Source organism: Streptomyces sp. NPDC096311 (genome assembly GCF_044763085.1).
GTDB lineage: Bacteria > Actinomycetota > Actinomycetes > Streptomycetales > Streptomycetaceae > Streptomyces.
The window spans coordinates 113297-138603 of the sequence record NZ_JBIWFN010000019.1; the positions used below are offsets into that span (position 1 = coordinate 113297).

General features: G+C 70.4%; 21 protein-coding genes and 1 pseudogene. 11 read left to right on the top strand and 11 right to left on the bottom strand.

From position 1 onward, the window contains the following. Positions 1-485 precede the first annotated feature (485 nt). Together ACIRA5_RS38745 and ACIRA5_RS38750 are read left to right on the top strand one after the other, a co-directional pair. Positions 486-716 carry a hypothetical protein gene (locus tag ACIRA5_RS38745; protein ID WP_403699074.1) on the top strand — a complete coding sequence of 77 codons (231 nt, stop codon included), beginning with the start codon at positions 486-488 and terminating at the stop codon, positions 714-716. Then, complete coding sequence (locus ACIRA5_RS38750; protein WP_403699075.1) at positions 716-1036, top strand: transposase; 321 nt, start codon at positions 716-718, stop codon at positions 1034-1036. Before ACIRA5_RS38745 ends, ACIRA5_RS38750 begins: the two co-directional genes overlap by 1 nt. 116 nt (positions 1037-1152) lie before the next feature. Here ACIRA5_RS38750 and ACIRA5_RS38755 read toward each other — a convergent pair whose 3' ends face one another. After that, entirely contained in the window at positions 1153-1734 is a 582-nt protein-coding gene (locus ACIRA5_RS38755; RefSeq protein ID WP_403699076.1) for a TetR family transcriptional regulator, read from the bottom strand. Between the two features lie 131 nt (positions 1735-1865). Between ACIRA5_RS38755 and ACIRA5_RS38760 the strand changes: the two genes are divergently transcribed. Both ACIRA5_RS38760 and ACIRA5_RS38765 read left to right on the top strand, forming a co-directional pair. Next, positions 1866-2996, top strand: a complete 1131-nt coding sequence (locus tag ACIRA5_RS38760; protein ID WP_403699078.1) for an FAD-dependent oxidoreductase — start codon at positions 1866-1868, stop codon at positions 2994-2996. A gap of 36 nt (positions 2997-3032) precedes the next feature. Next, positions 3033-4307 carry an Acg family FMN-binding oxidoreductase gene (locus tag ACIRA5_RS38765; RefSeq protein ID WP_403699080.1) on the top strand — a complete coding sequence of 425 codons (1275 nt, stop codon included), beginning with the start codon at positions 3033-3035 and terminating at the stop codon, positions 4305-4307. A gap of 262 nt (positions 4308-4569) precedes the next feature. On the opposite strand, the pseudogene ACIRA5_RS38770 reads toward ACIRA5_RS38765, so the two are convergent. Then, positions 4570-4686 (bottom strand): annotated as a pseudogene (locus tag ACIRA5_RS38770) (IS6 family transposase); the annotation flags it as partial. A 223-nt stretch (positions 4687-4909) separates the two neighbouring features. On the opposite strand from ACIRA5_RS38770, the gene ACIRA5_RS38775 reads away from it, so the two are divergent. From ACIRA5_RS38775 to ACIRA5_RS38790, 4 genes are all read left to right on the top strand, one after another. Further along, the gene (locus tag ACIRA5_RS38775) at positions 4910-7228 is read left to right on the top strand and encodes a plasmid pRiA4b ORF-3 family protein (RefSeq protein ID WP_403699082.1); all 2319 of its coding nucleotides are present in this window, start codon (positions 4910-4912) and stop codon (positions 7226-7228) included. Next, complete coding sequence (locus ACIRA5_RS38780) at positions 7225-10167, top strand: DEAD/DEAH box helicase (protein ID WP_403699084.1); 2943 nt, start codon at positions 7225-7227, stop codon at positions 10165-10167. The genes ACIRA5_RS38775 and ACIRA5_RS38780 overlap by 4 nt, the downstream gene beginning before the upstream one ends. Next, positions 10164-11522 (top strand): SWIM zinc finger family protein, encoded by a 1359-nt coding sequence (locus tag ACIRA5_RS38785; RefSeq protein ID WP_403699086.1) that lies wholly within the window; start codon positions 10164-10166, stop codon positions 11520-11522. The genes ACIRA5_RS38780 and ACIRA5_RS38785 overlap by 4 nt, the downstream gene beginning before the upstream one ends. 600 nt (positions 11523-12122) lie before the next feature. After that, positions 12123-12362, top strand: coding sequence for a hypothetical protein (locus ACIRA5_RS38790; protein WP_403699088.1), 240 nt, complete (start codon positions 12123-12125; stop codon positions 12360-12362). 595 nt (positions 12363-12957) lie between these two features. Here ACIRA5_RS38790 and ACIRA5_RS38795 read toward each other — a convergent pair. The 4 genes from ACIRA5_RS38795 to ACIRA5_RS38810 all read right to left on the bottom strand — a co-directional run bounded on the left by ACIRA5_RS38795 (position 12958) and on the right by ACIRA5_RS38810 (position 16969). Then, on the bottom strand, positions 12958-13269 hold the full coding sequence (locus ACIRA5_RS38795; protein ID WP_403699090.1) for a hypothetical protein: 312 nt from the start codon (positions 13267-13269) through the stop codon (positions 12958-12960). 230 nt (positions 13270-13499) lie between these two features. Continuing rightward, complete coding sequence (locus ACIRA5_RS38800; protein WP_403699092.1) at positions 13500-14513, bottom strand: SigB/SigF/SigG family RNA polymerase sigma factor; 1014 nt, start codon at positions 14511-14513, stop codon at positions 13500-13502. Beyond that, positions 14513-15064: an RNA polymerase sigma factor gene (locus ACIRA5_RS38805; RefSeq protein WP_352053382.1), complete on the bottom strand. Its 552-nt coding sequence runs from the start codon at positions 15062-15064 to the stop codon at positions 14513-14515. The genes ACIRA5_RS38800 and ACIRA5_RS38805 overlap by 1 nt, the downstream gene beginning before the upstream one ends. Before the next feature lie 888 nt (positions 15065-15952). Then, positions 15953-16969 (bottom strand): DUF6215 domain-containing protein, encoded by a 1017-nt coding sequence (locus ACIRA5_RS38810; protein WP_403699094.1) that lies wholly within the window; start codon positions 16967-16969, stop codon positions 15953-15955. A 570-nt stretch (positions 16970-17539) separates the two neighbouring features. Here ACIRA5_RS38810 and ACIRA5_RS38815 point away from each other — a divergent pair. Beyond that, positions 17540-18340, top strand: coding sequence for a hypothetical protein (locus ACIRA5_RS38815; protein ID WP_403699096.1), 801 nt, complete (start codon positions 17540-17542; stop codon positions 18338-18340). A 219-nt stretch (positions 18341-18559) separates the two neighbouring features. After that, positions 18560-20158 carry an ISL3 family transposase gene (locus ACIRA5_RS38820; RefSeq protein ID WP_403699098.1) on the top strand — a complete coding sequence of 533 codons (1599 nt, stop codon included), beginning with the start codon at positions 18560-18562 and terminating at the stop codon, positions 20156-20158. An 8-nt stretch (positions 20159-20166) separates the two neighbouring features. Here the strand turns inward: ACIRA5_RS38820 and ACIRA5_RS38825 are convergent, their stop codons facing one another. The 3 genes from ACIRA5_RS38825 to ACIRA5_RS38835 form a co-directional block, all read right to left on the bottom strand. Then, positions 20167-20442 carry a hypothetical protein gene (locus ACIRA5_RS38825; RefSeq protein ID WP_403699099.1) on the bottom strand — a complete coding sequence of 92 codons (276 nt, stop codon included), beginning with the start codon at positions 20440-20442 and terminating at the stop codon, positions 20167-20169. 177 nt (positions 20443-20619) lie between these two features. Further along, positions 20620-21060, bottom strand: coding sequence for a DUF4240 domain-containing protein (locus tag ACIRA5_RS38830; protein ID WP_403699101.1), 441 nt, complete (start codon positions 21058-21060; stop codon positions 20620-20622). A 17-nt stretch (positions 21061-21077) separates the two neighbouring features. Then, positions 21078-22151 (bottom strand): transposase, encoded by a 1074-nt coding sequence (locus ACIRA5_RS38835; RefSeq protein WP_403699103.1) that lies wholly within the window; start codon positions 22149-22151, stop codon positions 21078-21080. An 86-nt stretch (positions 22152-22237) separates the two neighbouring features. Between ACIRA5_RS38835 and ACIRA5_RS38840 the strand changes: the two genes are divergently transcribed. Beyond that, positions 22238-23410, top strand: coding sequence for a S1 family peptidase (locus ACIRA5_RS38840; protein WP_403699105.1), 1173 nt, complete (start codon positions 22238-22240; stop codon positions 23408-23410). 83 nt (positions 23411-23493) lie between these two features. On the opposite strand, the gene paaK is transcribed toward ACIRA5_RS38840, so the two are convergent. Then, positions 23494-24849, bottom strand: a complete 1356-nt coding sequence (paaK, locus tag ACIRA5_RS38845; protein ID WP_403699107.1) for a phenylacetate--CoA ligase PaaK — start codon at positions 24847-24849, stop codon at positions 23494-23496. Next, the gene (gene paaI, locus ACIRA5_RS38850) at positions 24846-25286 is read right to left on the bottom strand and encodes a hydroxyphenylacetyl-CoA thioesterase PaaI (protein WP_403699109.1); all 441 of its coding nucleotides are present in this window, start codon (positions 25284-25286) and stop codon (positions 24846-24848) included. Before paaI ends, paaK begins: the two co-directional genes overlap by 4 nt. Between the last annotated feature and the right edge of the window lie 21 nt (positions 25287-25307).

Genomic DNA, 25307 nt, shown 5'->3' on the forward strand with positions numbered 1-25307 from the left:
GTGCGTGACTACGGGTTTTCGCCGACTCAGCAGGATGAGATCTGGAGATGCTGGCGTGAGGGACAGTCGTTCAGCTTGATGGGGCGAGCGCTCGGGGCACCGATGCACCACGTCCGCCGATTTCTGTACCACAGCGGTGGCGTCCGCCAGGCCCCACAGCAGCGGTCAGCGCGGCATCTGGCCGGCGGTGAACGCGAGGAGATATCCCGCGGTATCGCGGCGGTGAGTCCGCCCGGCAACTGGCCCGGCGGCTGGGCAGATCGGCGTCGACCGTCTCCCGCGAGATTGCCCGCAATGGAGGTCGGGACCGCTACCGTGCCACGTCCGCAGACGAGGCCGCCCTTACGCGCGGGCGTCGGCCCAAGCAATCCAAGCTTGCCCAACGACCCGCGCTTCGCGCGCTGGTAAAGGCGGAGCCGGCCCTGTACTGGTCGCCCGAGCAGATCGCGGGCTGGCTTCGCCGTCAGTTCCCCGGCGACGCCTCGATGCAGATCTCGCACGAGGCGATCTACCTCTCGCTCTACGACCCGCGCCGCCGCCAGGCAATCGACCGCAGCCTCACCCAGAAGCTGCGGTCTGCGCGGCCCATGCGCCGGCCGAAGCTCGCCCGTCGGCCCAGCGGTCGGGGCACCATCCGCGGCATGGTTTCCATCACCGCCCGTCCTGTCGAGGTCGAGGACCGTAAGGTCCCGGCCATTGGGAGGGCGACCGCGTGATGGGCACACGGCCCTCAACAGTCGCGACGCTTGTCGAGCGAACCAGCCGCTACACCACCATCATCACGCTGCCCGACCGCACCAAGGCTGAGCAGGTCGCCCCGCACCTCACCCGAAGCCTCCTCGGCATCCCGCCCCAGCTGCGGCGGACGCTCACCTGGGACCTTCCCAAGGGTACGGATCTTCGGACGTTCAGCCAGGGCGACCTGGACGCCATTGCCCACGAGCGCAGCTACCGTCCACGCAAGACCCACGGCTACCGCACTCCGGCAGAGGTCTACGCTGACCTCCTGAACAGCGGTGATGCACTGACCGCTTGAGCTCGCCCCATCTGCAAGCCCTTGGATAGGTAAGTGACAGCCGGGCGGCACTGCGGCTCATCGCACCCAACGGCGGCATGCGCGGCGTCCGCTGTCCGGCAGGGAGGCCGCCGCCTCTACTTCGGCTCGAGAACAGCCCTGATGGCCGGGGCGAGGCCGTCTTCGATCTCGTCTGGCGTCAAGGCGGTCACCGCCGGAAGACGCAGCAGGTAGCGAGTCAACCCCAAGCCGAGGAGCTGGGCAGAGACCAGGCCGGCCCGGCGTGCGGCGAGCTCCGGGCCCAGGACGGCGGCCAGTGCCGGCGCGACCTGGGCCGCGAAGATCTCGTGCATCCGCGCCCCTGCGTGTTCATTGGTGACCGCCGAGCGCAGCAGGACCAGCAGTGCGTCGCCGGCCAGGTCGCCCTCCCAACGCTCGAGGAAGTGGCGCACCAGCGTCCGCGCGATTTCGTCGGCCGGGACGGAGGTGAGGTCCGGCAGCAGCAGGTCGATGGCCAGTGCCGCGTCGAATAGCTGTGCCTTGTTGCCGAAGTAGCGCATGACCATCGACGGGTCGATGCCGGCGTCGGACGCCACTGCGCGAATCGTGGTGCGTTCGTAGCCGTGAGCCCCGAATCGCTCACGCGCTGCGCGCAGGATGGCGGCCTTGGTTCGTTCCGAACGTTTGTCCGCGTTGGGGATCTCAGTTTCCTGTCTCACGCCAACGAGCGTAGGCCAACACGCGTTGACTTCTCGGTGTGGATCTGCGCACAATGCCAACACGCGTTGGCCAACATTTGTTGGCAAACACTTGTTGATCTGCCTCTCAAGCCAGAACGGAAGACTCCGTCATGAACACCACCCCGCTTCCCGACCGCACCCAAGTCGCCGTCGTCGGCGGCGGCCCGACCGGTCTCGCGCTCGCCGTCACGCTCGCCTCCGCCGGCATCGACTTCGTCGTCCTGGACAAGCTGGCGGAGGGCGCGAACACCTCACGTGCCGCCGTCGTGCACGCCCGCACGCTGGAGGTCCTGGAGGAGCTGGGCGCCTCCGAGGAGCTGATCTCGCGTGGCATCCAGCTCACCCGGTTCGCGGCTCGCGACGGCTCCCGCCGACTGCTGACCGTGCCATTCGACAAGCTGCCCACGGCCTACCCGTACACGCTGATGGTTCCCCAGTACGAGACCGAGGGCGTGTTGCTAGACCGGCTGCGGACGCTCGGCGGGGACGTGCACCGCCCCTACGAGGTTGCTTCCGTCGTCCAGGACGAGGACGGCGTGACACTCACCATGAGCACCGGACAGACCCTGCGCGCCGCCTATGCCGTCGGTGCCGACGGTATGCACAGCACCGTGCGCGAAGCGGCGGGCATCGGGTTCTCCGGCAGCGCCTACGGCGAGTCCTTCGTACTCGCCGACGTCGTCATGGACTGGACTCCGGGTCCCAGGGAGGTGTCGCTCACCTTCGCCACCGCCGGCCTCACCGTCGTCGCCCCGCTCCCCGGCGGCCACTACCGGGTCGTCGCCACCGTGGACGACGCTCCGGCCACTCCCGACCTCGCCTTCATCCAGCGACTGCTGGACGAGCGCGCCCCCGGCCAGGCCAAGGTCACCGGTCGTGCCTGGTCCTCACGGTTCCGGGTGCACCACCGGGTCGCCGACCACTACCGGGCCGACCGCCTGTTCCTGGCCGGCGACGCCGCACACGTGCACAGCCCCGCCGGCGGTCAGGGCATGAACACCGGCATCCAGGACGGCTACGCCCTCGGCCAGGCGTTCGCCACCGGCCGGCTCGACGGATACGAGGCTCAGCGCCGCCCCGTCGCCCAGCGGGTGGTCGCCTTCACCGACCGCATGACCCGCATGGCCACCACCCGCAACCCCATGGCCCGCGGCGTCCGCAACATCGTGCTCCCCCTGCTCGGCCACACGGCCATGCCCAAGAAGCTCGCCACGGAGCTCGCCGAGCTCAACTACCGGTGAATCCACGCACTTCACCACTGTGAAAGGCAACCTGCCATGACCACCACCCGGCCATCACTCGGCATGCCCGAAGCCACCAAGGCTCCCGAAGGGGCAGGCGTGAGCCGCCGGTCGGCACTGAAGTTCGCCGGCATCGGCATCGGTTCCGTAGCCGCCGCGGGCCTAGGTGTCGGCGGCGTGCGGGCCGCCACCAACGGCGTATTCAACGCGGGATCCGGCGATCCGTACGACCTCTGGCACGAGTGGGCCACGATGCCGGGGATCGACCGGGTGGTCGCCGCCGGCGTCCTGGCCTGTAACCCGCACAACACCCAAGCGTGGCGGTTCACCGTCAACGACGAGGTCATCAACGTCCACTCGGACCCCAGGCGGCGGATGCCGCTCAACGACGCGAGCGGCCGCGAGCACTTCGCCGGGCTCGGCTGCGCCGTCGAGAACATGGTGATCGCCGCCAGGTCGGACGGCTTCACCGCGAAGGTCGTCCTGTTTCCGGAGGGCACCGAGTCGGACCACGTCGCGCGCATCGTGTTGGGCAAGGGCGGCACCGGGCAGGACCGCAAACTCGCCGCCGCGATCCCGCACCGGCACACCAACCGCGGCCCGTACAACGCCACGCCCGTCGACCTCAGCGGCTTCACCGACCAAGGTTCCCGCGTCGACGGAGCGAGCGTGCTGTGGATAGCCGACAAGGCGGCACGCGAGCAGTTGGGCAGGCTCTACGTCGAGGCCACCGAGGCCATCACCGCGGACACCGCCCAATCGACCGAAGCCTTCACCTGGTTCCGCAGCGCACGCTGCGACATCGACAAGCACTGCGACGGGCTCAGCCTCGACGGTCAGGGCCTCGGCCGCCTGACCCGGTTCGCCGCGAAACTCCTGCCGGCGCAATCACGCACCGATGGCGACGACTTCTGGACCAAGGCCACCCGTGACGTGCACACCGCGACCGCCGCCGCATACGGCGTCATCATCGTCGACGACGTCACGAACCGGACCGCCCAGGTCGCCGGCGGGCGGCTGCTGGCCCGAACGCACCTCACCGCGACCTCCCTCGGTCTCGCCCTGCACCACATGAACCAGATAACCGAGCGCATCGACCGCGACCGCGCGGCCGGTAACCCGGACGTCTTCTCCGCACGGTGGGCCGCCCTGCTCGGCCGCACCGCCTCGACCGGCCTGGTGTCCTTCCGCATCGGCCACCCCGAACGCACACCGGGCCTCAGCCCGCGCCGCAACCTCAAAGACTTGGTGACCGCCTCATACTCCAGCAGTTGTGGTGCGCAACGATCTGAGTCCGCATCCACCGCATAGCCAAAGGAGGGGGTCGCGATGCCGTGGGAAGACGGGCAGATCCGATACGTGGGCGAGGGTTTGGTCAGTCTCGCCGACGGGCGCGAAGTCCCAGTCGTGGCCGCCTTGGTACTCAAGCTCGATCCGGAGTCGGTGCCGAACTTCACCTACGGCCGTCACACTACCTGGGCGGGGAGCCTCCACGCAGGCGTTGTCACGTTGCTGGGTGCGTGGGTGTCTGACGGTGTGTCGGGGCGTGGTGGGGCGGGTTGCGGACCGGTGCTCAGGCCGCGACGGGCCGGCCGGTGGCGCCGGTGATCTGGTCCCAGATGGTGAAGCGGCCGGTCATCCCGGCTCGGTAGTCAGGTGCGGTCATGAGATGGCGGCGGGGTCGGAAGTGGAAGTCTCACGGCGCGAGTCGTAAGAAGCCCCTCCCTTCAGGGAGGGGAACGTCGAACTCGTGTCTGCCGAACGACCACGGCCGGGCCGAGTGAGTTTCCGTCAGGCGGCCGGAACGGCGGTGTGCCGCTGCAAGAATGGTCGGGTCAGCCGTTCGGCGTACGGCGGGGGCGCTCAGGGCATTCCGTCGCATACGCATCCGACGTGTGGGAAGCCCCCTGCTCATGACCGCCCAGCACAGCTCCGCCCGGAGCGCGCCTTCCGTCCACCTGCTCAAGGTACAGCTGGAGGGGATGAAGCCGTCGGTGTGGCGGCGGCTCGTGGTGCCCTCGGACATCGCGCTGGGCTCCCTGCACGACGTGATCCAGGTGACGTTCGGCTGGGACGACGCGCACCTGCACGCCTTCGAGGACCGTTCGGGCGGCCGGTACGCCCCGCCGGGAGACTTCGGCGTCCCGGCCTTCGACGAGGACGAGGCCGCCCTCGCGGACATCCTGCCGCACGCCGGCGACCGCATGGACTACACCTACGACTTCGGCGACGACTGGCTGCACCGGATCGCGGTGGAGGAGGTGCGCCCCGTCCAGGAGGGCGAGGGGAAGCGCGCGGTGTGCACGGGTGGGCGCCGGGCCATGCCCGCCGCCGAGGATCTCGGCGGCGTGTGGGGACTGGCCGAGCTGCTCCAGCGTTATGAGGACGGAAAGCGCCCGCGCCCCGTGGTCGTCCGGGACGGGGGCGAGGAGTGGGTCGAGTACGACGGCCTGCACGACGAGGTGCTGGCCGGCCTGTACGAGGAGGGCTTCGACCCGGCCGCCTTCGACCCCGCCGAGGTCACCCGGGCGCTGGCCGGGGTCCGGCTGCGGCGGGTGGCGGGCACGCGGCGCGGCCGGCGCGGCGTGCCAGCGGGCATGTACCGCTGCGAGTGCGGCGAGCTGCATCCTCTGCCCGGCGGCGCGGGTCCGCTCGCCGACGCCGGACGGGGGGACGAGGTCGGCCGGGAGGATGAGGAGGGGGCGCTGTCCGGCCTCCTCGGCGTCGCGGACGTCCGGTTGCCCGCCGTCCGGCTGCCCGGCGAGGCGGAGCTGGCCCGCGCGGTGCGCGAGGTGCCCGCCTTCATGGCGGCGGTGCGGCTCGGGTACTGGTGCGGCGGGGGGAGAGTGGCCCGGACGGCTTTCGCGGAAGGGCGGTCGCGGGAGACGGGCGGGCGGGAGCTGACCCCGAAGGGGCTGCTGCGGCCGAAGCTCGCCCGGCAGGCCGTGGAGGAGGCCGAGCTGTGGCGCATCGGCCCCGAGGAGTGGGGCGATGCCGAGGCGCGGGCCGCGCGGCTGGCGAAGATCCGCAGCGCGGGCGACATGGAGGTGTTGGACCTGCCCTGGGAATGGGCATTGAACTGCGGCTTCGTCGAGGTGGACGGTGCTCGCGCACACGCCGGCGCCGACCTGCCCGACGAGGACGACGACGCGGCGCTGCTGACCGCGTGGCAGGGCGCCGTGGCGGGCGCGGCGGCCGAACTCTCCGTCGCTCTCTCCCTGCCGGCCGGGCCGCTGGACGGGCTGCCGCAGCTGCGGGCACTGGCCGACGAGGCGCCGCCGCTGGTGTTGCTGATGCTGCTCACGGCGTACGGGCTGCCGGAGGGAGAGTGGCTGGACGTCGCCGGCTACCTCACCGACGGCCTGGAGGGGCTGCCCGAGGGTCCGGCCCGCGTGCTCGTGTCGGCGCTCTTGGCCGAGCAGTACGAAGAGACCGCGGGGGTACTGGAGCTGTTCGGCGCCGCCGAGCGGGAAGGCGGCGAGACCGGGGAGGGCAGCGCCCTCACCCTGCTCCCCGACGGCGGCGGGCCTGACCCGCTGCCGGCCGGCCGCTTCCGGCTCACCCCACTGGGCCGCTCCGGCCTGCACACGCTGCTGGTGCGCGTGGGCATCCCGGCGCCCGTGATCGGCTCGCTCGCCGAGGCCGACGCGCGCGAGCTGCTGGCCTCGCTCCCCTCCTACGGCTCCGAGGCGGACGCCGCTCAGGAGGTGGTGGACTGGCTCGCGGCACGCTCCGCGGCGGACGCCGCCGTGCAGGTGGTGGACGCCTGCGCCGGTACGGAGCCGGCCGACGCGCTGCGCCGCCTGGAGGCGCCGCGGGTGCTGGCCGCCGTACTGGAGACGGACACTGCCGGGCGGGCGAAGCAGGTACTGCACAAGGCGGCCGTCTCCACGGTCGCCGGTTGCTCGCACGCGGCGGCCTCGATGCTGCGCCGGATCGGGGAGCCCGCTGAGGGCGAGGCGGCGTGGGGCCTGGAGTGGATGCTGGTGGACGGCGCGCTGCCGTTCGCCCGTCGGGGCGAACAGGCGTTGCGTGAAAGGTTGTTGACGGGCCCCGAGGACGGGCCGCGCCCACTCGGCCAGGTGACGGAGCGGGCCGACGACCTGTGGCGGGCCGGCCACCCGCACGCCGGCGAGGTGCTCGGCGCGCTGGCCGACGCCGTCAAGCCGGTCGACAAGGCCCTGGCCAAGCGGCTGCGGAAGGCCGCGTTCAAGGCGGGGAGCGCCAAGTGAGCCTGCTCGTGAGGGAGATCACCGACGAGGCCGCGCCGCTCGCGGATCCCGCTGGCGCCGCCTGGGCGCGCGAGCACCTCGCCGACGGCGGCTGGGCCGCCGTGTTCGCCCCGGCCGAGCCGGGGCAGCCGGCCCGGCTCGGCCGCCTGGTGCTCTACCGGCCCTCCGCGACCGTCGGCCGCGTGCCCGCACAGGCCGCCGCGCCTGGGGCGGTGGAACGGGTCCGGCTCGCGCTGGTCCTGCCGCACGGCCGCGGGGTGCGCACCCGCACCGTGGAGGGGTGGGCACTCAGCCCCGGCAGCGCGCTCGCCCTCCTGCTCGATCTGCCCGCCTCGGGCGTCCATCCGTCGCTCGCCGCGTGGGCTGCCGTCGCCCGCCGCGTGCTGGAACTGCTCGGTGAGGGGCGCCTGTATCCGGCGCTGACCTCCGACACGTACACCACCTGGCGGTTCGGGCCGCCCGGCGCGCGCGGCAAGCGGGACCTGGACGCGCTGGCCGCCGCCCTGCCGCCGTACGCCCACAACCTGCCCGCGCCCCCGAGCGGTGACAGGACACCGCGCATCGTCGAACCGGCCGCCCTGGTGGGGGAGTTCTGCGACGCGCTCGCCGACACCCTGCCGCGCACCCCGGCGGCCGGGCATACGGTGCCCGGCAACCCGTACGCCGACCGCGCCAGCGCCCTGCACCCGAAGCTCGCCCAGTGGGCGGCCGAGGCCGCCGCCGAGCGGGCCGCGCAGGTGAGCGTGGAACTGAGGGTGGAGTCCCCGGCCGGGCGGCGCCGCGACTTCCGGGCCGTGCTGCAGCTGCGTACCGCGGCCGATCCGTCGCTGGTCCTGGACGCGGCCGAGTTGTGGGCCGACCCGGTTCGCGCGCAGCGCCTGCTCGGCCCGCACGCCGAGGCCGAGGCGCTGCTCGCGCTGCGCCGCGCCGCCCGCGCCTGGCAGCCGCTGACCCGGCTGCTCGCCGAGGCCGCCCCCAGCGCGCTCGGGCTCGACGACGAGGAGGCCATGGAGCTGCTGGGGGACGCCACCGACGCGCTGCGCACGGCAGGTGTGCGCGTGCACTGGCCGCGGGAGCTGGTCAAGGACCTTCAGGCGCGGGCGGAGGTCGGGGCGGCCACCGCGCCCGGCGCGACCGTGGACACCCTGCTGGGCCGCGACGCCCTGCTGGACTTCTCCTGGCATGTCGCGCTCGGCGGCGAGAAGCTCACCGAGGCCGAACTCGATCTGCTCGCCGAGTCCCGCCGCCCGTTGGTCCGGCTGCGCGAGCAGTGGGTCGTCGCCGACCCGAAGCTGGTGGCCCGCCTCAGGCGGCGGCGCACCGGCGCGCTCGCCCCGTTGGAGGCGCTCCAGGCGGTGCTGACCGGCGAGATGGAAGGGGCGGAGGCCGGCGAGCGCGTCGCCGTGGACGCGGCCGGCGCCTTCGGCGACCTTGTCGCCCGGCTGCGCGACCCCGAAGGCCGCGCCCCCGTAGGCGTACCGGAGGGACTGACGGCGACCCTGCGCGGCTACCAGCAGCGCGGCCTGGCCTGGCTGGCGGACATGACCCGCCTCACGCTCGGCGGGATCCTCGCCGACGACATGGGCCTCGGCAAGACGATCACCCTGCTCGCCCTCCACCTGCACCGCCAGGAACAGCCCGACACCGCGGGACCCACCCTCGTGGTGTGCCCGGCCTCGCTGCTCGGCAACTGGCAGCGCGAGGCGGCCCGCTTCACCCCGGCCGTACCGGTGCGCCGCTACCACGGCGGCGAGCGCACCCTCAGCCATCTCGCCGGACACGAACTCGTCCTGGTCACCTACGGGGTGTTGCGCCGCGACCGGGAGCAGCTCGCCGGCGTCAAGTGGTCGCTGGTGGCCGCCGACGAGGCCCAGCACGTCAAGAACCCCTACGGCACGACCGCCCGCGAGCTGCGCGCCCTGCCCGCCCGTGCCCGCGTCGCCCTCACCGGCACCCCGGTGGAGAACAACCTCTCCGAGCTGTGGGCGCTGCTCGACTGGACCACCCCCGGCCTGCTCGGACCGCTGTCCGTCTTCCGCGACCGCTTCGCGAAACCCATCGAGCGCGGTGCCCTCGGCGCCGACGGCGACGAGGAGGCCGCCGACCGGGCGCGGCAGGCCGCCGGGCAACTCGCCCGTCTCACCCGCCCGTTCCTGCTGCGCCGCCGCAAGTCCGACCCCGGCATCGCCCCCGAACTGCCGGCCAAGACCGAGACCGATCACCCGGTCGCCCTCACTCCCGAGCAGGCCGCCCTCTACCAGGCGCAGGTACGCGAGACCATGGCCCGCATCGAGAAAGCGGACGGCATCGCGCGCCGCGGACTGGTCCTCAAACTCCTCACCGCGCTCAAGCAGGTCTGCAACCACCCCGCGCACTACCTGCGCGAGACCGGCCCATTGCCCGGCCGCTCCGGCAAGCTGGAACTCCTCGACGAACTGCTCGACACGGTAATCGCCGAAGACGAGGGCGCCCTGGTCTTCACCCAGTACACGCAGATGGGCCGGCTGCTGGAGCGGCACTTCGCCGCTCGCGGCGTCCGCGCCCGCTACCTGCACGGCGCCACGCCCGTGCCGCGGCGCGAGGAGATGGTCGCCGCTTTCCAGCGGGGCGAGTTCCCCGTCTTCCTGCTCTCCCTGAAGGCCGCCGGCACCGGCCTCAACCTCACCCGGGCCACCCATGTCATCCACTACGACCGGTGGTGGAACCCCGCCGTCGAGGACCAGGCCACCGACCGCGCCTACCGCATCGGCCAGGACCGGCCCGTCCAGGTCCACCGGCTCACCACCCAGGGCACCGTCGAGGACAAGGTCGCCCGCCTGCTCGGCGCCAAGCGCGCCCTCGCCGACCAGGTCATCGTCTCCGGCGAGGCCGCCCTGACCGAGCTCTCCGACGCCGACCTCGCCGAACTCGTCGCACTCTCCAAGGAGTTCGAGTCATGACCCCCGCACGCAGGGCTCCCTCCCGCAAGGCACCCCGCACCGGCAGCCGCGCCTTCGCCGCCACCTGGTGGGGGCAGGCCTGGGTGGACGCCCTGGAGGCCTCCACCCTCGACGCCGGCCGCCTCTCCCGCGGCCGCACCTACGCCCGCAAGGGCATGGTCGGCCCGGTCACCGCCGCCCCCGGCGTGCTGCGCGCCGAGGTCGAGGGCAGCAACCCCTGGCCGTACGACGCCGCGGTGCACCTGCGGCTCCTCACCGACGCCCAGTGGGACACCCTCCTCGACGCCATCGCCGCCCGGGCCGGCCGCACCGCCGCGCTCCTCGACGGCGAGATGCCCGCCGACCTCGTCGACGACGCCCGGGCCGCCGGCGTGCCCCTGCTGCCCGAGTCGGCCGAACTCGATCCCGAGTGCTCCTGCCCCGACTGGGGCTACCCCTGCAAGCACGCCGCCGCCCTGTGCTACGCCACCGCCGTCCATCTCGACGACGACCCCTTCTGGCTCTTCACCCTCCGCGGCCGCACCAAGGACGCCCTCCTCACCGCGCTGCGCACACGCCGCCAGGCCCACACCCACACCACGTCCAGCACCGACGACGACGCGCCGCGCGATCAGGGCGTGCCCGCCCACGACGCGTTCACCTCGTGGAACGGGGCTTTCACTCCACCTGCCCCCCACACGGCCGAGAGCGTGCCCGGCGAAGGCGACACGGCCCCCGCCCCGCTCACCACCATGCCTCCGCCCGGCGCCCCCTTCACCCTCGACGACCTCGAAGCGCTCACCCGCGACACCGCTCAGCGGGCCCGCCGCCTCGCCGCCGGGCACACCGCCACACTCACTGCCACCCCGCTCGACGACGCCGTACGCCTCGCCGCGAGCGGCATCAGCGAGGACTGGTTCCACCGGCTCGTGCGGGCCACCGGCTTGCCCCCGCTCGACTTCGCCCACCTGGTCCGCGCCCTGCGCCACGGCGGCCCCGCCGGCATCACCACCGCCCGCACCCCCCTCACCCCCGACCCAGCCGCCATGGCCGCCGCCCGCACTGCCCTCACCGAGCCCGACAACACGAGTGAAACGGACAACCCGGACGACAGCGGCGGCTCTCCGCGGCTGCGTGCCTGGCGCAACCGCCTCACCGCCGACGCCGAAGGCGTCCAGATCCGCCTCGGCCCCGACAACCGCTGGCACCCCTACCTCCGCGAAGGCCGCGGCGCCGGCACCGCATGGTGGCCCTGCGCCCCCGCCACGGCCGACCCCACCGCCGCCCTCCTCGCCGCCCGCACCGCCGCCGCGGGCGCTGGTCCGGCCACGACCGGAGCAGTATCCGCCTCGCCGCCCAGAAGCTCGGGGCATTGACCGTGTGTGCGGTGGGCGCGTGACCCGGCCCGCGGTGACTGCGGGTGCGGGTGCGGGGGCCCTGAAGGACCGGGCTTGGAGGCAGCGCCCGACTGGCTGCTGGGTGGGCTCCTCCGTCCAGACACCGAAGTCCCCTGGCAGCTCCCCCACACGTGCTCGCCAGCCCACTCTTCAGGCCCCGGGCAGCACAGCCGGCCTCATCCCCTGAAGCTCAGCTCGAGCACAAGAAATCACTCAATAGGAACAACGGACTCCACTCGTCGAGCTGGCGCCGTAGACCCGAGGCGACCCACCAGTGGCCGGGGGGGGGCGGCGCCCCCCCCCCCCCCGCGGGCCCCCCCCCGGGGGGGGCCCCCCCCCCCCCCGCCCGGGGGGGGGGGCGGGGGGGCGAAAACAAGGCGGGGGGGGCCCGCCCCCCCCCCCCCCCCCCCCGGGGGGGGGGGGGCCCCCCCCCCCCCCCCCCGCCCCCCCCCCCCCCGGCGGGATGTCACGACCGACGACCGTGCCGGCTATGACGACGGGTGACACAGAGTGCGGGCGGGCCGCCGCATCACCGGCACGGCCCGTCCTGGCCGGCTAGCGGCGGCCGAGGTAGTGGTCGTGGTGCCGGTCACGGTCGTGGCGCTGGCCCCGGTCACGGTCCCAGTCGCCGAAGCGGTCACGGTCGTGGTGCCGACCCCGGTCACGGTCCCAGTCGCCGAAGCGATCACGGTCGTGGTGCCGACCCCGGTCACGGTCCCAGTCGCCGAAGCGATCACGGTCGTGGTGCCGGTCGCCGTACCAGCCGTGGTCCCCATGCCGCTCCCCGCCATGGTCGTGGTCGCCCCGGACGGCGTCTGATCGGTAGCTGCGGGAATAGCTTCCTGCGCGGTCGCGATCGTGGCCGCCCCCATCGGCGAGGGCCGGCATCGCGGCCGCCCCGACGAGAGCGCCCGACACCACACACGGGGCGATCAGGCGGAAGGCGGTACGAGAAACAGACATCAAGGCTGTCCCCTCACGTTCGTGCACACCCACCCCGGGCCGGGGCCGGCGTGCCATCCGAAATTCCCGGCTCGATGCCGAGACCCGACACTGTGGCCCCCCTCGCCACCACGAGATCAACAATCCAATTCGCGTTACAAAACACTGACATATCCGTAACTCTCACTTGTAGAGTCCATCGAAGCCGGGAGAAGCCCCGGCCACAGGCCCACCCCCGGCTCCGCACCGCACTGACCAGCACACAAACAGCCCACGGCACACCCACACCCATGACCCGCTCAACGCCCCAACTCCCCCGACTGGCCCATCCGCATCTGTAACAACCAGGGCTCCTGCATCCGGGGGACCTGCCCTTGCCGAAAACCTCATCCGCCCCGGTGGAAGTCGGTGTGCGGGATGCGCGGGGTCTCGAGCGCGGATGCCCGGATCGGTACTCCCGCGCGGCCGGCGATCACCCCCGGCATGATGACCGGTCGTGCTGCTGCGACTGGCCTACCTGACCGTGGCGACCGCGTTCGCCGTGCTGCGCCTGCTGCCCATGAGCGATCGGGACAAGCACACAGAGATCCTCGCCCTGCGCCATCAGGTCACGGTGCTGGAGCGCCACCTCGGTGGCGAGGGGATTCGGTTCTCTCCAAGCGATCGCGCGTTCCTGGCAGCGTTGCCGCACCGCCTGCCCGCCGAGGTGCTGCACAGGATTCGGCTGGTGGTGCGTCCGGACACGGTGCTGCGCCGGCACCGCGATCTGGTCGCGCGCCGCCACGCCGCGCGCTCCCGGCCCAAGCGCCCGGGCAGGCCCCGGACCGTACGCTCCGTCCGGCTGCTGGTGCTGCGGCTCGCCCGCGAGAACTCCAACTGGGGATATCGCCGCATCCACAGCGAACCCCCGTCGTTCTGGCACTCAGGGTGGCAGCCTCCACCGTCTGGGAGATCCTCAAGGAAGCCGGATTCGATCCGGCACGTGTCCGCACGGCGTAGCCAGTCTCGGGTGGCCTACTCCTCGACGCGGAGTTCCTCTCGCAGCCGGGCCATGGTGCGGGCCAACAGTCGCGAGACATGCATCTGGGAGATGCCGACCTCCTGTGCGATCTGCGACTGGGTCATGTTGCCGAAGAAGCGAAGGAGCACGATCCGCTTCTCCCGCGGCGGCAGATCCTCGAGCAGCGGCTTCAGCGACTCCCGGTACTCGACGCCCTCCAGCGCCTCGTCCTCGGCGCCCAGGGTGTCCGCGACCGCCGGCGGCTCGTCGTCCGTGTCGGGAACGTCCAGGGACACCATGGAGTACGCGTTGGCGGACTCCAGGCCCTCCAGGACCTCCTCCTCCGAGATGGCCAGCTTCTCGGCCAGCTCATGCACCGTGGGGGAGCGGCCGTGCTGTTGCGACAGCTCGGCCGTCGCCGTGGTCAGGGCCAGGCGCAGTTCCTGCAGGCGGCGCGGCACCCGCACCGCCCAGCCCTTGTCGCGGAAGTGCCGCTTGATCTCGCCGACGACCGTCGGGGTCGCGTACGTCGAGAACTCGACGCCGCGCTCCGGGTCGAAGCGGTCGACCGACTTGATCAGGCCGATGGTCGCGACCTGGGTGAGGTCGTCCAGCGGCTCACCGCGGTTGCGGAAGCGGCGCGCCAGGTGCTCGACGAGCGGGAGGTGCATGCGGACCAGCTGATTGCGCAACTCCGCGTACTCCGCGCTGCCGTCCTGCAGCTTGCGCAGCTCGATGAACATCGCCCGCGCGCCGCTGCGGTCCTGCCGGTCGTGCTGAACGCGCCGGCTCCACTGAGTGCTCAGCCCGTGCCGGATGGCAGGCTGCGCCTTGACGCGTTGCTTGAGCCTGGCGAGCGCGGATTCGACGTCCTGGGCCGTGGCCAGCGCCGAACCCAGTTCTTGCTCGGTCGCGATCAGGGTCTCGGCCAGTGCGGCAGCATGCTCTTCGTCCGGGCGGCCATTTGGCATTGCTGCTGTCGCGATCTCGTTGCGTGCGGCAGCGCTGCCGTCCTCTCGACGGTCCATCACTGCCTCCCCTCGCTCGGGTCGATAACGCCCAGTTCCTGCAGTTGCTCGCGTACCTCTTCGAGCGCCTGTCGTGCGCGGTAGAGGTGTACGCGCGCCGTAGCTACTTGGATGTGCATCTCTTTGGCGGCATCCCCCAGCGACTGTCCGGCAATCGCGCAACGGCCCACTACTTCACGCTGTTTGTCGCTGAGCAGGACGATGCGTTCCAAGACCAGGCGGTAGGCGCCGCGGGCATCCATCAAGGACGCTAAATCGATCTCCGGACCGGCGTGATCGTGGGCATCGGTGTCGAAGCCGACCGAGCCGGCTTCCTTCTGAAGGCGCAGCGCTTCACGGACGACGGTGGTGCGCAGCCAACCTGGCCAGGCCCGCACCGGCTCGAGATGCGTGGCGTGCCAGCGCTGCCAGCACTGGAGGAAGGCTTCCTGGACGGCGTCGTCGGCCACGGCGCGGCGCCCTCCTGAGATGAACATGGCCTGTGCCAGCAGCGGCCGGTACCAATGCCGGAACAGGGCGTCGAAGTCTGCCTCGTCAGGCGGCGACGTCATTGAGACTCCTGGACATCCAGGCGCACAGTCCAGGTGGTGCCGTCCTGGTCACTCACCTCGGCTTGACCCCCTCGCACGGAGAGTTCACGCACCATGGCAGCCATCGCCCGGGATCGGATGTGCTCCCTGAGCAGATACCCGGAAGTCCGCACCAGAACTCCCGCGGCTGCACCCGCCGTTGTGCTCGCCATCAACCAACCCCACAGCGCTGTCACGGTGTTGGCCTCCTGGGGACTCGGTAGTGCAGTTACCAGGAAGAGGGAAACGGCGCCGAAAGCGTGTACACGCCGCTGCCACGGCAGCTGGGGTGAGCCACGATCTGGGCCGTGGGCGGCGCGCGCCTGGCGTGCGCTACGGGGCGCGGGAGGGTGGGCAGGACGGTGAGGCTGGCCCGCCGACAGCCGGCCCGCCCCACCCAGCTCCCCCACTGCTCGCCTGCTGACTGGTGGCAACCAGAAAGGGCAGGCCAACGATGGGGTCAATTCCCCGCGCCCCGACCGGTGGCTCCTGCTCCGGACAGCACAAGGCCCCGTTCCTCACCACGCGGGACAGGGTCTACACGGAGCGCCGGGCAGGCCTTGCACCCTCCCGGCTCCCTTCCCGTCCAAGCTGAAGCTGACGGATGCCGAGCCGTGGCCTACTCGAAGGCCGCCTTGGCTGAGTAGATGGACCTGTTCGATCACGATCTGCAGTGCCTGGAATGGGTGCCGGCACAGGTCCTCCCACGCTCCCCCTGGCCTCCAGCCCCACGCCCCTGCCGCAGCCTCGCCTGGCAAAAGGACCGAAGGCCCGTCCAGGGTCGCGTCGTTGACGGCGGCCGCCGATGACCGCACCACGCCGGCCGTGGACCCGGACCCCTCTGTGCGCGGCCGAAATGTTCTGGGCATCTCATCGAACAGCCCGTTCCCGGATCGTCGGAAGAACCTTCTCAGCGATGCCGAGGAGAACGCTGTCGTCCGGGAGGGCTCCGGACGTGCTCCACACCGTGATCTCGTAGTAGCCGCCCCGGTCATTACGGTCGAGGGCCACGGACAGCGTCCTGGCCAGGGGGCCTTGTTCGACCGGTCCGCCGGATCCACCGCTCCCGACACTGATCTGGAACGCCATGGTGTGATCCGAGGAGAAGACCGCGGGCCGACCGAGAACCGTAAGGGTCTTGATGTCCTTCTCATCCCCGAACTTCATCAGCTTCACGTACTGGTCAGTCGACAGCTCGTTGTAAGTGGCCGAGACATTCACGGTGTACGTGTCGAACCTGACCTCGGCCTCCGGCTGGGCGACCTTCCCCTCAGTCAGGGGAGCGGTGTTGCTGGTGCCGGAAACAGTGGTCGCGGTCTCTCCAGGCGTTCCAAGGAGCTTGGCCAGATCTGGCCGGTTGAGCGCCTTGCACAGCTCTTCACCGGTGACAGGCTGGGGCGTCTCCTTGTAGGCCTTCGGCAGCTCCTCGTGTTCTGCGCCCGAACACGAGGCGGGCTGCGGGGTGCTGTCGTCGGACGGCATCACGCGTGGGGCCACCCACAGCGCGGCCGCGAGTGCCCCGAACACGGCCACGGCCGCGACGGCCTGACCCCACGCGTTGTGCTCCTTCTTCGGAGTGTCCGGGCCACGACGCGGCTCAGCTCCGGCCTGGGGACGCGGCTCAACTCCGGCCTGGGCGGCGGCATCGACCGCCGCCCCGTCTGCGGAGGCCGCCGGACTCGGGCTCCGGCGTGCGCGCAGGGCCCGGACCACCGCGTAGACGCGTATTGCGGTGAACACGAGGAACACCGCGCCGAGACCGGCCGCGACCCGATCGTGATCGCGGACGGCGAGATACATGATGCGTACGCCGAGAACGGCCCCGACCACAATGAGCAGGGGCTCGCGGACCCAGAACGGCAGGAGGCGGAGGAGGAAACCGAGCATCCGACGATCTCACCACGACAAGATCACATTCGCCGTGGTGGAAGCCACAGTTCCGGGCACGTGCAGGGGGCCTGTGCAGCATCATCGGGTCGATCGCCTCATCTGGCGGACCACATGCTGGGGCCACTGCACCTGCCACGATCCCTCCCCCGTCCCGATACCCCGCCACCCACGGGCCAGCCATGACCACCGCGACCAGCACCGCCGCGAGCAGCACGACCGCTTCCCTGCTCACCACAGCGACCGATGAGCACCCTTGGACGGGTTAGTCGGGCGCTGTCGCGTTGTTGGATGTGTGGGTGTCTGATGGTGTGTCGAGGCATGGTCAGGATGTGGCCGGTGGCTGTGCAGATGCCGGCTATGTACGTGAGTAGTGGGTCTGGCTCAACTTCTGTGACGGGCCGGGGGGGAAAGCCGGTCGACGGCCTCATCGCGGACGTCAAGCGGGTGGCTGCTGGGGCCGGGGCTGTGACTCAGAACGGATCGGGCGCCTGCTCGGTGCCCATTCGGCATGCCGAACGTAGCCACTTGATGCGATCATGCTGTCCGCCGACAGAGCGGGGAGAGCGTATGGCCGGCCTGACAGTGACGGTGTGTCTGCCGCCCGGAGCCGCGGACGACATTGACGGGGCCCTCACTGCGGCCCTCGCGCCGTTCGACCAGGACAGTGACAACCCCGTGGACCGCGGCATGTGGGATTCACGCCGCATCCATGGTGGAAGCAACGGTCGGGGGTTCGCGGTCGTCCGCGGATACGAGGACGATCCCAGGCTGGTTCACGACGAGCCCCGATATGACGGCATCCCCGCTCCCAACGCTCCAGGAGTCTGTGCTGGAGGACCGCGTGCCCTGCTCGACTTCTCACGGCCGCAAGCCGCTTCCGAACGAGTGACAGCCGCGTCCTGGGACCTGTGGCAGCGTGTGTCCGCCGTACACCCGCCGGCACTGCCCCTCTCGGTTTTCGTGGACCGTTGGGAAAATGATCCGCACGCGTTCCCTGGCGGCCCCTGGTCCGACGGCATGGTGGCCGCCTACCAGGCCCAGCCGCTGATCAAGGCCTACATCGATCACCCCTGGAGCCTGGGCCTGGGCTATCCAGGCCCCCCGGTCTATGCGGAGCATCCCGTCATCGGCTTCCGCGGCAGCCGTGCCGACTACATCCGTGAGTTCTCCTGGGTTCCGCAGGACACGGACGTGCTCACCGTGGATGGCTGGTGGCGAGAGAGCGACGGAAGCGCCCTTCACGCATACTGCGACCCAGATTCGTGTCCTCACGAACCCCCCGGGCCCAGCGTCTGGCCGGGCAGCGAGGCATACCTGTCGCAGCTGCCCCACGACACGATCCTGGTACGAGTGCACTGCCACTGCTGACGCCTCACAAAAGCTGTGCCAGAACCTGAGTAGTGACGTCGTTTCGACGTGAGATGGGGAGTCGCACGCTCACGCGAAGAGTTGATGTACGTGACTTCGGGCTCTGGTCCACTTCTTGTGGGCGCGTACGCAGGGTGACCGTTGATCTTCGCGTGATGCCGGTTGAGTTCGCCCGAAAATCGCCCGGCTGGACGGTGGTGTGGTCGACAGTCCTTCGCCGTGAACGAAGTGCTGCCACAGCTGGATGAGCTGTTGTTCTCCTCGGTCGAGGGCGTGTTGGTGGATTCGGTCGAGGTGACCGACACGGTCGTCCGGATCGAGGCTCGTACGACCGCAGGGCGGGCGGCCTGCCCGGGGTGCGGGTGCTGGTCGGGCCGAATACATGGCTCTTACCTGCGATTTCCGCATGACCTGCCGACAGCGGGCAAGCTCGTCGTGGTGTCGTTACGTGTGCGGCGGTTCGTCTGCGCGGACGACTGCTGCCCGCGCAAGACTTTCGCCGAGCAAGTACCCGGACTCACCCGCAGGTTCGGGCGACGAACCGAGCGGCTGCGGTCGACGCTGGTGGCGGTCGGTCTTGCGCTCGCGGGCCGGGCCGGTGCCCGGATGACGGGCGCCTTCAAGGTTCCGGTCAGTCGGAACACCCTGTTGAGGCTGATCGCCTCGCTCCCGGACCCCGCCGTCGCAGCACCCCGCGTGGTCGGCGTGGACGAGTACGCCCAGCGCAAGGGCCGTATCTACGGAACCGTGCTCGTCGACGTCGAGACACGTCGGCCGGTCGACCTCCTTCCCGACCGCGAGGCGGACACGCTCGCGGCCTGGCTCGCCGAGCGGCCTGGCATCGAGATCATCTGCCGTGACCGGGCCACATTCTTCGCCGAAGGAGCCACCCGCGGCGCCCCACAGGCCCTCCAGGTCGCCGACCGATGGCATCTCTGGCACAACCTGGGAGAAGCCGCCGAGAAGTGTGTCTACCGGCACCGCGGCTGCTTGCGCCCCACGCCGGCTCAGCCGGAGCAACCGCAGGAAGAGGCGGAGCCGACCGCGTCGTCGCCCTGGCCGACAGGGCACCGGTTCGCCGAACGCACCCGCGCCAAGCACGCCACCATCCACGCTCTCCTCGCCGCCGGTCACAGCAAGCGGTCCGTCGCCCGGCAGCTCGGCATGACCCTCAACACGATCTTGCGCTTCTCCCGCGCCACGACTCCGGAGGAGATGTTCACCGGTCAGTGGCAAAGCCGTGCGACCAGGCTCGACGACTACAAGCCTTACCTCGATCAGCGCTGGCAGGAAGGCTGCACCAACGCCTGGAAACTGTGGGAGGAGATCAAGGAACAGGGCTATCCACGCGGATACGCAAGCGTCCGCGACTACGTCAGCAGGACCCTTCGCGGCAAGCCCCAACCGGTCGGCCCCCGGCCACCATCCGCCCGCGCCGTCACCCGCTGGATCCTCACCCATCCCGACGCCCTACCTGAAAGCGACCGGATCCAGCTCAAAGCCGCCCTGGCCAACTGCCCCGAACTGACGGCACTCGCCGAACACGTGCGCTCCTTCGCCCACATGCTCACGCACCTGCACGGCGACCAGCTCCCCGAATGGATCGAAGCGGCCAGCGCCACCACCGAACTGCCCAGCCTCCGCCACTTCGCTCAGCACCTCCTGCGCGATCTCGACGCTGTCACCGCCGGCCTCACCTTGCCCTGGAACTCCGGCGTGGTGGAGGGCCATGTCAACAGGATCAAGATGCTCAAGCGTCAGATGTTTGGCCGCGCAGGATTCGAACTCCTCCGCAAGCGCGTCCTGCTCTACGCATAGATCCCAGGTCAGGAGTCGTCCTCAACGAGTCCAAAACCATTAGGGAAGCCCTCCAAGAACTCGCGGCGCGAAGGATCGGACTCCTCTGCAGCCATAGAACCGAGTAGGTCGATGAACTCGCTTCGCTGATCACTCGACAGCTGTGTCACCAGATGGGCGACACCCTCCAGGACCTTCACCGCGTCATCCGGATCCATCTGCTCGTCCGTGCACCCCTCAACGAACCAGAGGACATCGACCAAAGCCTCCGCCAGAGCGCGGGTCAGCGACGGGTACACAGGCATCGGAACGATCTCCCACAGACAGCCGATAGAGAGCGACCATCTCACCACATGCCTCTGACATCACTGTCGGTGAGCCCTCCACAGAAAGTGGACCAGAGCCCTCTCTCGGATCAGGCACATATTTCGTGAGGACGATCAAGATGGTTCGACTTCGTCACCTGAGGTGAGCGACGGCGGTCAGTCAGCCCAGCCCGCGGTGTTCGAGTGCGACTCATAGGAGTAGCGGGTGCTGCGGTTCCATTTCTCGCCGGTGATGCGTTCGTATGCATGGTCCCGTGTGTAGAGCAGGCTCTCGGCCCAGATGTGTTCGGTGACGTACGGGACAAAGCCCGCCGGGTCTCGGATGACGCCTTCGAACGCGGTGCGGCCGGCGGCGACGACCGCGCAGCGTGTAGAGAGGAAGGCGTCGCCGGACAGGCCCTGTCCGTGTTCCTTGCGGTCCAGACGGTAGAGCGTCCATGACAGCTGTTCGGCGAAGCCGGTGACCACGAACAGCGGTGACGCGGCAAGGCGGTCGGTCAATTCAGCTGCAAGCCGTTCGGCGTCAGGGTCCGGTTCCGTGGGCCTGCACTCTTCGATGAGCTGCCAGAAGGCGTCTTCGTTCATGCCGGTGAGCATGACGCACCGGTCTGACGCTACGGCTGCCGTGTCCCGCTGTTTCCTGCTGCCGTCAGGAGAACTCGCTTGCGGAGCAAAGGGAGCTTGGCTCGTCCGAACATCTGGCGCTTGATCATCTTGATGTGATTGACACGGCCTTCCACCGGACCGGAGTTCCAGCAGGTGGTCAGGCCCTGAACGACAGCGTCCCAGTCCTTCTCCAGACCATGGGTGAACGTGTGCAGGCCAGGTAGATCCTCGGTGCGGGTGGCGGCGGTCCAGTCGTTGAGGTGCTGGCCGGAGCGTGTGGTGAGGATCTCGGCGAAGGTGCGGACGTGGCCATGGAGGGCGATCAGTTCCGGGCACTGGGCGAGAACGGCGGTGAACTGTCGGCGTTCTTCGTCGCCCAGGTGCTCGGGGTGCCGCATTATCCAGCCGGTGACCTGACGGACGCCCGGAGGCGCTGGGGCGACAACGCGGATGCGTGGACGTCGCCGCGGTCGCAGATAGTCGCTGATCGTCTGGTAGCTGCCGCAGTAGCCGAGGTCCTGAAGCTCGGTGTGCAGATCGATTGCGTTGGTTGATCCTTCTGCCCAGCGTTTGTCCAGGTGAGCTTTGTAGGGGTCGAGTTGGCTGGGCCGGGGCTGATGCCGTCCGGTCAGTAATTCTTCGGGAGTCTCGGCGCGGGCGGTGCGACGCACGGTGTTGCCGCCCATGTGCAGTTCCCGGGCGATCTCGCGGATGCCGTGTCCCTGGGCCAACAGGGCGTGGACGGTCGCATGGCGTTCGCGGATACGGGTCTCGATGGGCGACATTTCCTTCCCGGCGTCCGCATGGTCGGCAACGGTGTCGTTCACAAGGCCCTCAGCACTGATGGCAGCCGCCTTCAGGCAGTTGCTGTGGCGGCGCACGTTGCGTTCGGCGGCGGTGCCGAAGTTCTGCCAGAGGTGGAAACGGTCGGCGACCTGGATCGCGTCCGGGGCACCGGTGCAGGCGCCCTGCCCCTCACCCCCGCACCAAAGTGGACGAACATCGCAATAAGGCGATATTGACACTTTAACTTCCGAGCGATGCGAGCACGAGAGATGCGACGGGCCGCTCCTCACCGACATCTATTGACATGCACGCAACATGCTTCCAACACTTAACCCCAAAGGTCCATACCTTCTCCGCAGTTGTGAATGGAAGGGGTTCACCCATGCGACGTGTTACGCGTCTTCGCTGGGGCCTGTCCGTCCTGTTAGCCCTCGGCACGTGCACTCTGGGGCTGTTGCCCGTCGACACGGCGACGGCACAACCGTCCAGGCCCCGCCCCCTCTCCCCCGGCCTGGTCACCGCCATGCAGCGGGACCTCGGCCTCACCGCGTCGCAGGCCCGCATCAGGGACGAGCGTGAAACCGCCGCCGCCGAGCTCGCGCCGCGGGCCGAACGGGCGGCGGGGCGGACGTTCGGCGGTTCCTGGTACGACCCGGCGCGCGGCACCCTCGTCGTCGGAGTCACCGACACGGGCACCGCGGCGGCCGACGCCGTACGAGCCACCGGCGCCACGGTCGTACGGGTCACGCACAGCGCCCGGACGCTGGACGCGGCCAAGGCCGCCCTCGACGACACCGCCACGTCGGACGGCGCCCCCACAGCCGTCCGCAGTTGGCATGTCGACCCCCGGACCAGCAGCCTGGTGGCCGAGGTCCGCAAGGGCGCGGAACACAGCGCCGCGGTGACGGCGTTCCTGGCGCCCGCGCGCGAGGCAGGTCTGCTCACGGTCCACACCTCCGCGACCGCGCAGACGCCGCGCACGTTCTCCGCGGGCACCGTCGGCGGCGACCCGTACTACATCAACGGCAACACCCGCTGCTCCATAGGCTTCTCCGTGGTGGGCGGCTTCGTGAGCGCCGGACACTGCGGCTCGGCCGGGAGCTCGGTGGCCGGCTGGGACGGCTCGGCGATGGGCACCTTCGCCGGATCGTCGTTCCCGGGCAACGACTACTCGTACATCCGGATCGGCAACGGCTGGTGGACCGTACCGGTGGTGCTCGGCTGGGGCACCGTCAGCGACGTGCTGGTCCGCGGCTCGGCCGTGGCCCCCGTCGGCTCGTCCATCTGCCGCTCCGGCTCCACCACCCACTGGCACTGCGGCACCGTGCTGACCCAGAACGAGACCGTCAACTACAGCCAGGGATCCGTCTACGGCCTGACCGGCACCAGCGTCTGCGCCGAACCCGGCGACTCCGGCGGCTCGTTCATCACCGGCGACCAGGCCCAGGGCGTGACCTCAGGCGGCTGGGGCAACTGCACGAGCGGCGGCCAGACCTGGTTCCAGCCCGTGAACGAGATCCTCAGTACGTACGGACTCACCCTCGTCACCGCCTGACCGCCACAGGCCGCGCGCCGCGGGCCGAGCGTTCCCCGCTCGGCCCGCGGTCGGGGAGAAACGCTCCCGCGGTCACCCGCAGGTCACTGCTGACGGAGATCCTTCACCCGGCGAAGCTTGCCCAGTGAGCGCTCCAGGGTCTCCGGGTCGACGATCGCCACCTCGACGGTGACCCCCACGCCGTCCTTGACACCCTGGGCGATCGTCTTCGCGGCCGCCTCCCGCTGCTCGGCCCCGGCCCCGGGACGCGCCTCGACGCGAACGGTCATGTGATCCATCCGGCCGCGCCGGGTCAGCTGCACCTGGAAGTGCGGGGCGACTCCGGGTGTGCGCAGCACGATCTCCTCGATCTGGCTGGGGAAGACGTTCACACCGCGCAGGATGATCATGTCGTCGGAGCGGCCGGTGATCTTCTCGATGCGGCGGAAGGCGGGGCGGGCGGTGCCGGGCAGCAGCCGGGACAGGTCGCGGGTCCGGTAACGGATGATCGGCAGGGCCTCCTTGGTGAGGGAGGTGAAGACCACCTCGCCCTCCTCGCCCTCGGGCAGCACGGCACCGGTGAACGGATCGACCACCTCGGGGTAGAAGTGGTCCTCCCACACGTGCAGCCCGTCCTTGGTCTCGACGCACTCCTGCGCCACCCCCGGACCGATCACCTCGGACAGGCCGTAGATGTCGACCGCGTGGATGTCCATGCGCTCCTCGATCTCACGGCGCATCGCCTCCGTCCACGGCTCGGCCCCGAAGATGCCCACCTGGAGGGAGGTCGTGCGCGGGTCGACACCCTGCCTCTCGAACTCGTCGAGCAGGGTGAGCATGTAGGACGGGGTGACCATGATGATCTCGGGTTCGAAGTCCTGGATGATCTGCACCTGACGGGCCGTCATGCCGCCGGAGGCGGGGATCACCGTACAGCCGGCGCGCTCGGCGCCGTAGTGCGCGCCCAGGCCGCCGGTGAACAGGCCGTAGCCGTAGGAGATGTGCACCTTGTGTCCGCGCCGGCCGCCGGCCGCACGGATGGAGCGGGCGATCATGTCGGCCCACATGGAGAGGTCGTTCTCGGTGTATCCGACGACCGTGGGGCGGCCCGTGGTGCCGCTGGAGGCGTGGATGCGCCGCACGTCCGCCATCGGGACGGCGAACATGCCGAAGGGGTACGTCTCCCGCAGATCCGCCTTGGTGGTGAAGGGGAACCGCGACAGGTCCTCCAGGGAGCGGCAGTCGTCGGGCTTGATCCCGGCCTCGTCGAACTTCCTCCGGTACAGCGCCACGTTGTCGTACGCGTGCCGCAACGTCGCCCGCAGCCGGTCGAGTTGGAGCTCCCTCAGCTGCTCGCGGGTGAGGCGCTCGCCCTCGTCCAGCAGATCCTGGGGAAGCGGCTCTCCCCGGCGGGCCGGGCGGGGTCCCGTGGCCGCGCCGGCAGTCGCTGCGGTGTTCATCGCGACTCCTTCGTCGTCGTGCCTCTGATACTGCGGCTGCGTCCGCGGAACTCCGCGATCACCTCGTCGCCGCGCAGCACGCTCACGTCGTAGATGCCGCTGCGGCCGAACCGGGTGCGCTCCCGTGCCGTGGCCACCAGGACATCACCCTCGTACGCCGGGGCGACGAAGTCGATGTCGGCCCCGGCCGCGACGGTCACGGGTCCGTGGCTGTTGCAGGCGCAGGCGAAGGCGGTGTCGGCGAGCAGGAACAGATAGCCGCCATGGGCGATCCCGTGTCCGTTCACCATCCCCGGCGTCAGGGTCATCCGGAGCACGGCGGTCCCTTCACCTTGCTCGAGAAGCTCGATGCCCAGTGCCCGGGACGCCTCGTCCGCGGCGAACATCGCCTCGGCGGGCGTCGCTCCGGCCGGTGTCACTCCTGTGGCCTGCGTCACTTTTTTCACCACCTTGTATCC

Bases quoted from the DNA above. Each gene is read 5' to 3' on its own strand.
- ACIRA5_RS38745 (WP_403699074.1), top strand. From the start codon at position 486: ATGCAGATCTCGCACGAGGCGATCTACCTCTCGCTCTACGACCCGCGC.
- ACIRA5_RS38750 (WP_403699075.1), top strand. From the start codon at position 716: ATGGGCACACGGCCCTCAACAGTCGCGACGCTTGTCGAGCGAACCAGC.
- ACIRA5_RS38760 (WP_403699078.1), top strand. From the start codon at position 1,866: ATGAACACCACCCCGCTTCCCGACCGCACCCAAGTCGCCGTCGTCGGC.
- ACIRA5_RS38765 (WP_403699080.1), top strand. From the start codon at position 3,033: ATGACCACCACCCGGCCATCACTCGGCATGCCCGAAGCCACCAAGGCT.
- ACIRA5_RS38775 (WP_403699082.1), top strand. From the start codon at position 4,910: ATGACCGCCCAGCACAGCTCCGCCCGGAGCGCGCCTTCCGTCCACCTG.
- ACIRA5_RS38785 (WP_403699086.1), top strand. From the start codon at position 10,164: ATGACCCCCGCACGCAGGGCTCCCTCCCGCAAGGCACCCCGCACCGGC.
- ACIRA5_RS38800 (WP_403699092.1), bottom strand. From the start codon at position 14,513: ATGGACCGTCGAGAGGACGGCAGCGCTGCCGCACGCAACGAGATCGCG.
- ACIRA5_RS38805 (WP_352053382.1), bottom strand. From the start codon at position 15,064: ATGACGTCGCCGCCTGACGAGGCAGACTTCGACGCCCTGTTCCGGCAT.
- ACIRA5_RS38810 (WP_403699094.1), bottom strand. From the start codon at position 16,969: ATGCTCGGTTTCCTCCTCCGCCTCCTGCCGTTCTGGGTCCGCGAGCCC.
- ACIRA5_RS38815 (WP_403699096.1), top strand. From the start codon at position 17,540: ATGGCCGGCCTGACAGTGACGGTGTGTCTGCCGCCCGGAGCCGCGGAC.
- ACIRA5_RS38825 (WP_403699099.1), bottom strand. From the start codon at position 20,442: ATGCCTGTGTACCCGTCGCTGACCCGCGCTCTGGCGGAGGCTTTGGTC.
- ACIRA5_RS38830 (WP_403699101.1), bottom strand. From the start codon at position 21,060: ATGCTCACCGGCATGAACGAAGACGCCTTCTGGCAGCTCATCGAAGAG.
- ACIRA5_RS38835 (WP_403699103.1), bottom strand. From the start codon at position 22,151: ATGTCGGTGAGGAGCGGCCCGTCGCATCTCTCGTGCTCGCATCGCTCG.
- ACIRA5_RS38840 (WP_403699105.1), top strand. From the start codon at position 22,238: ATGCGACGTGTTACGCGTCTTCGCTGGGGCCTGTCCGTCCTGTTAGCC.
- paaK (WP_403699107.1), bottom strand. From the start codon at position 24,849: ATGAACACCGCAGCGACTGCCGGCGCGGCCACGGGACCCCGCCCGGCC.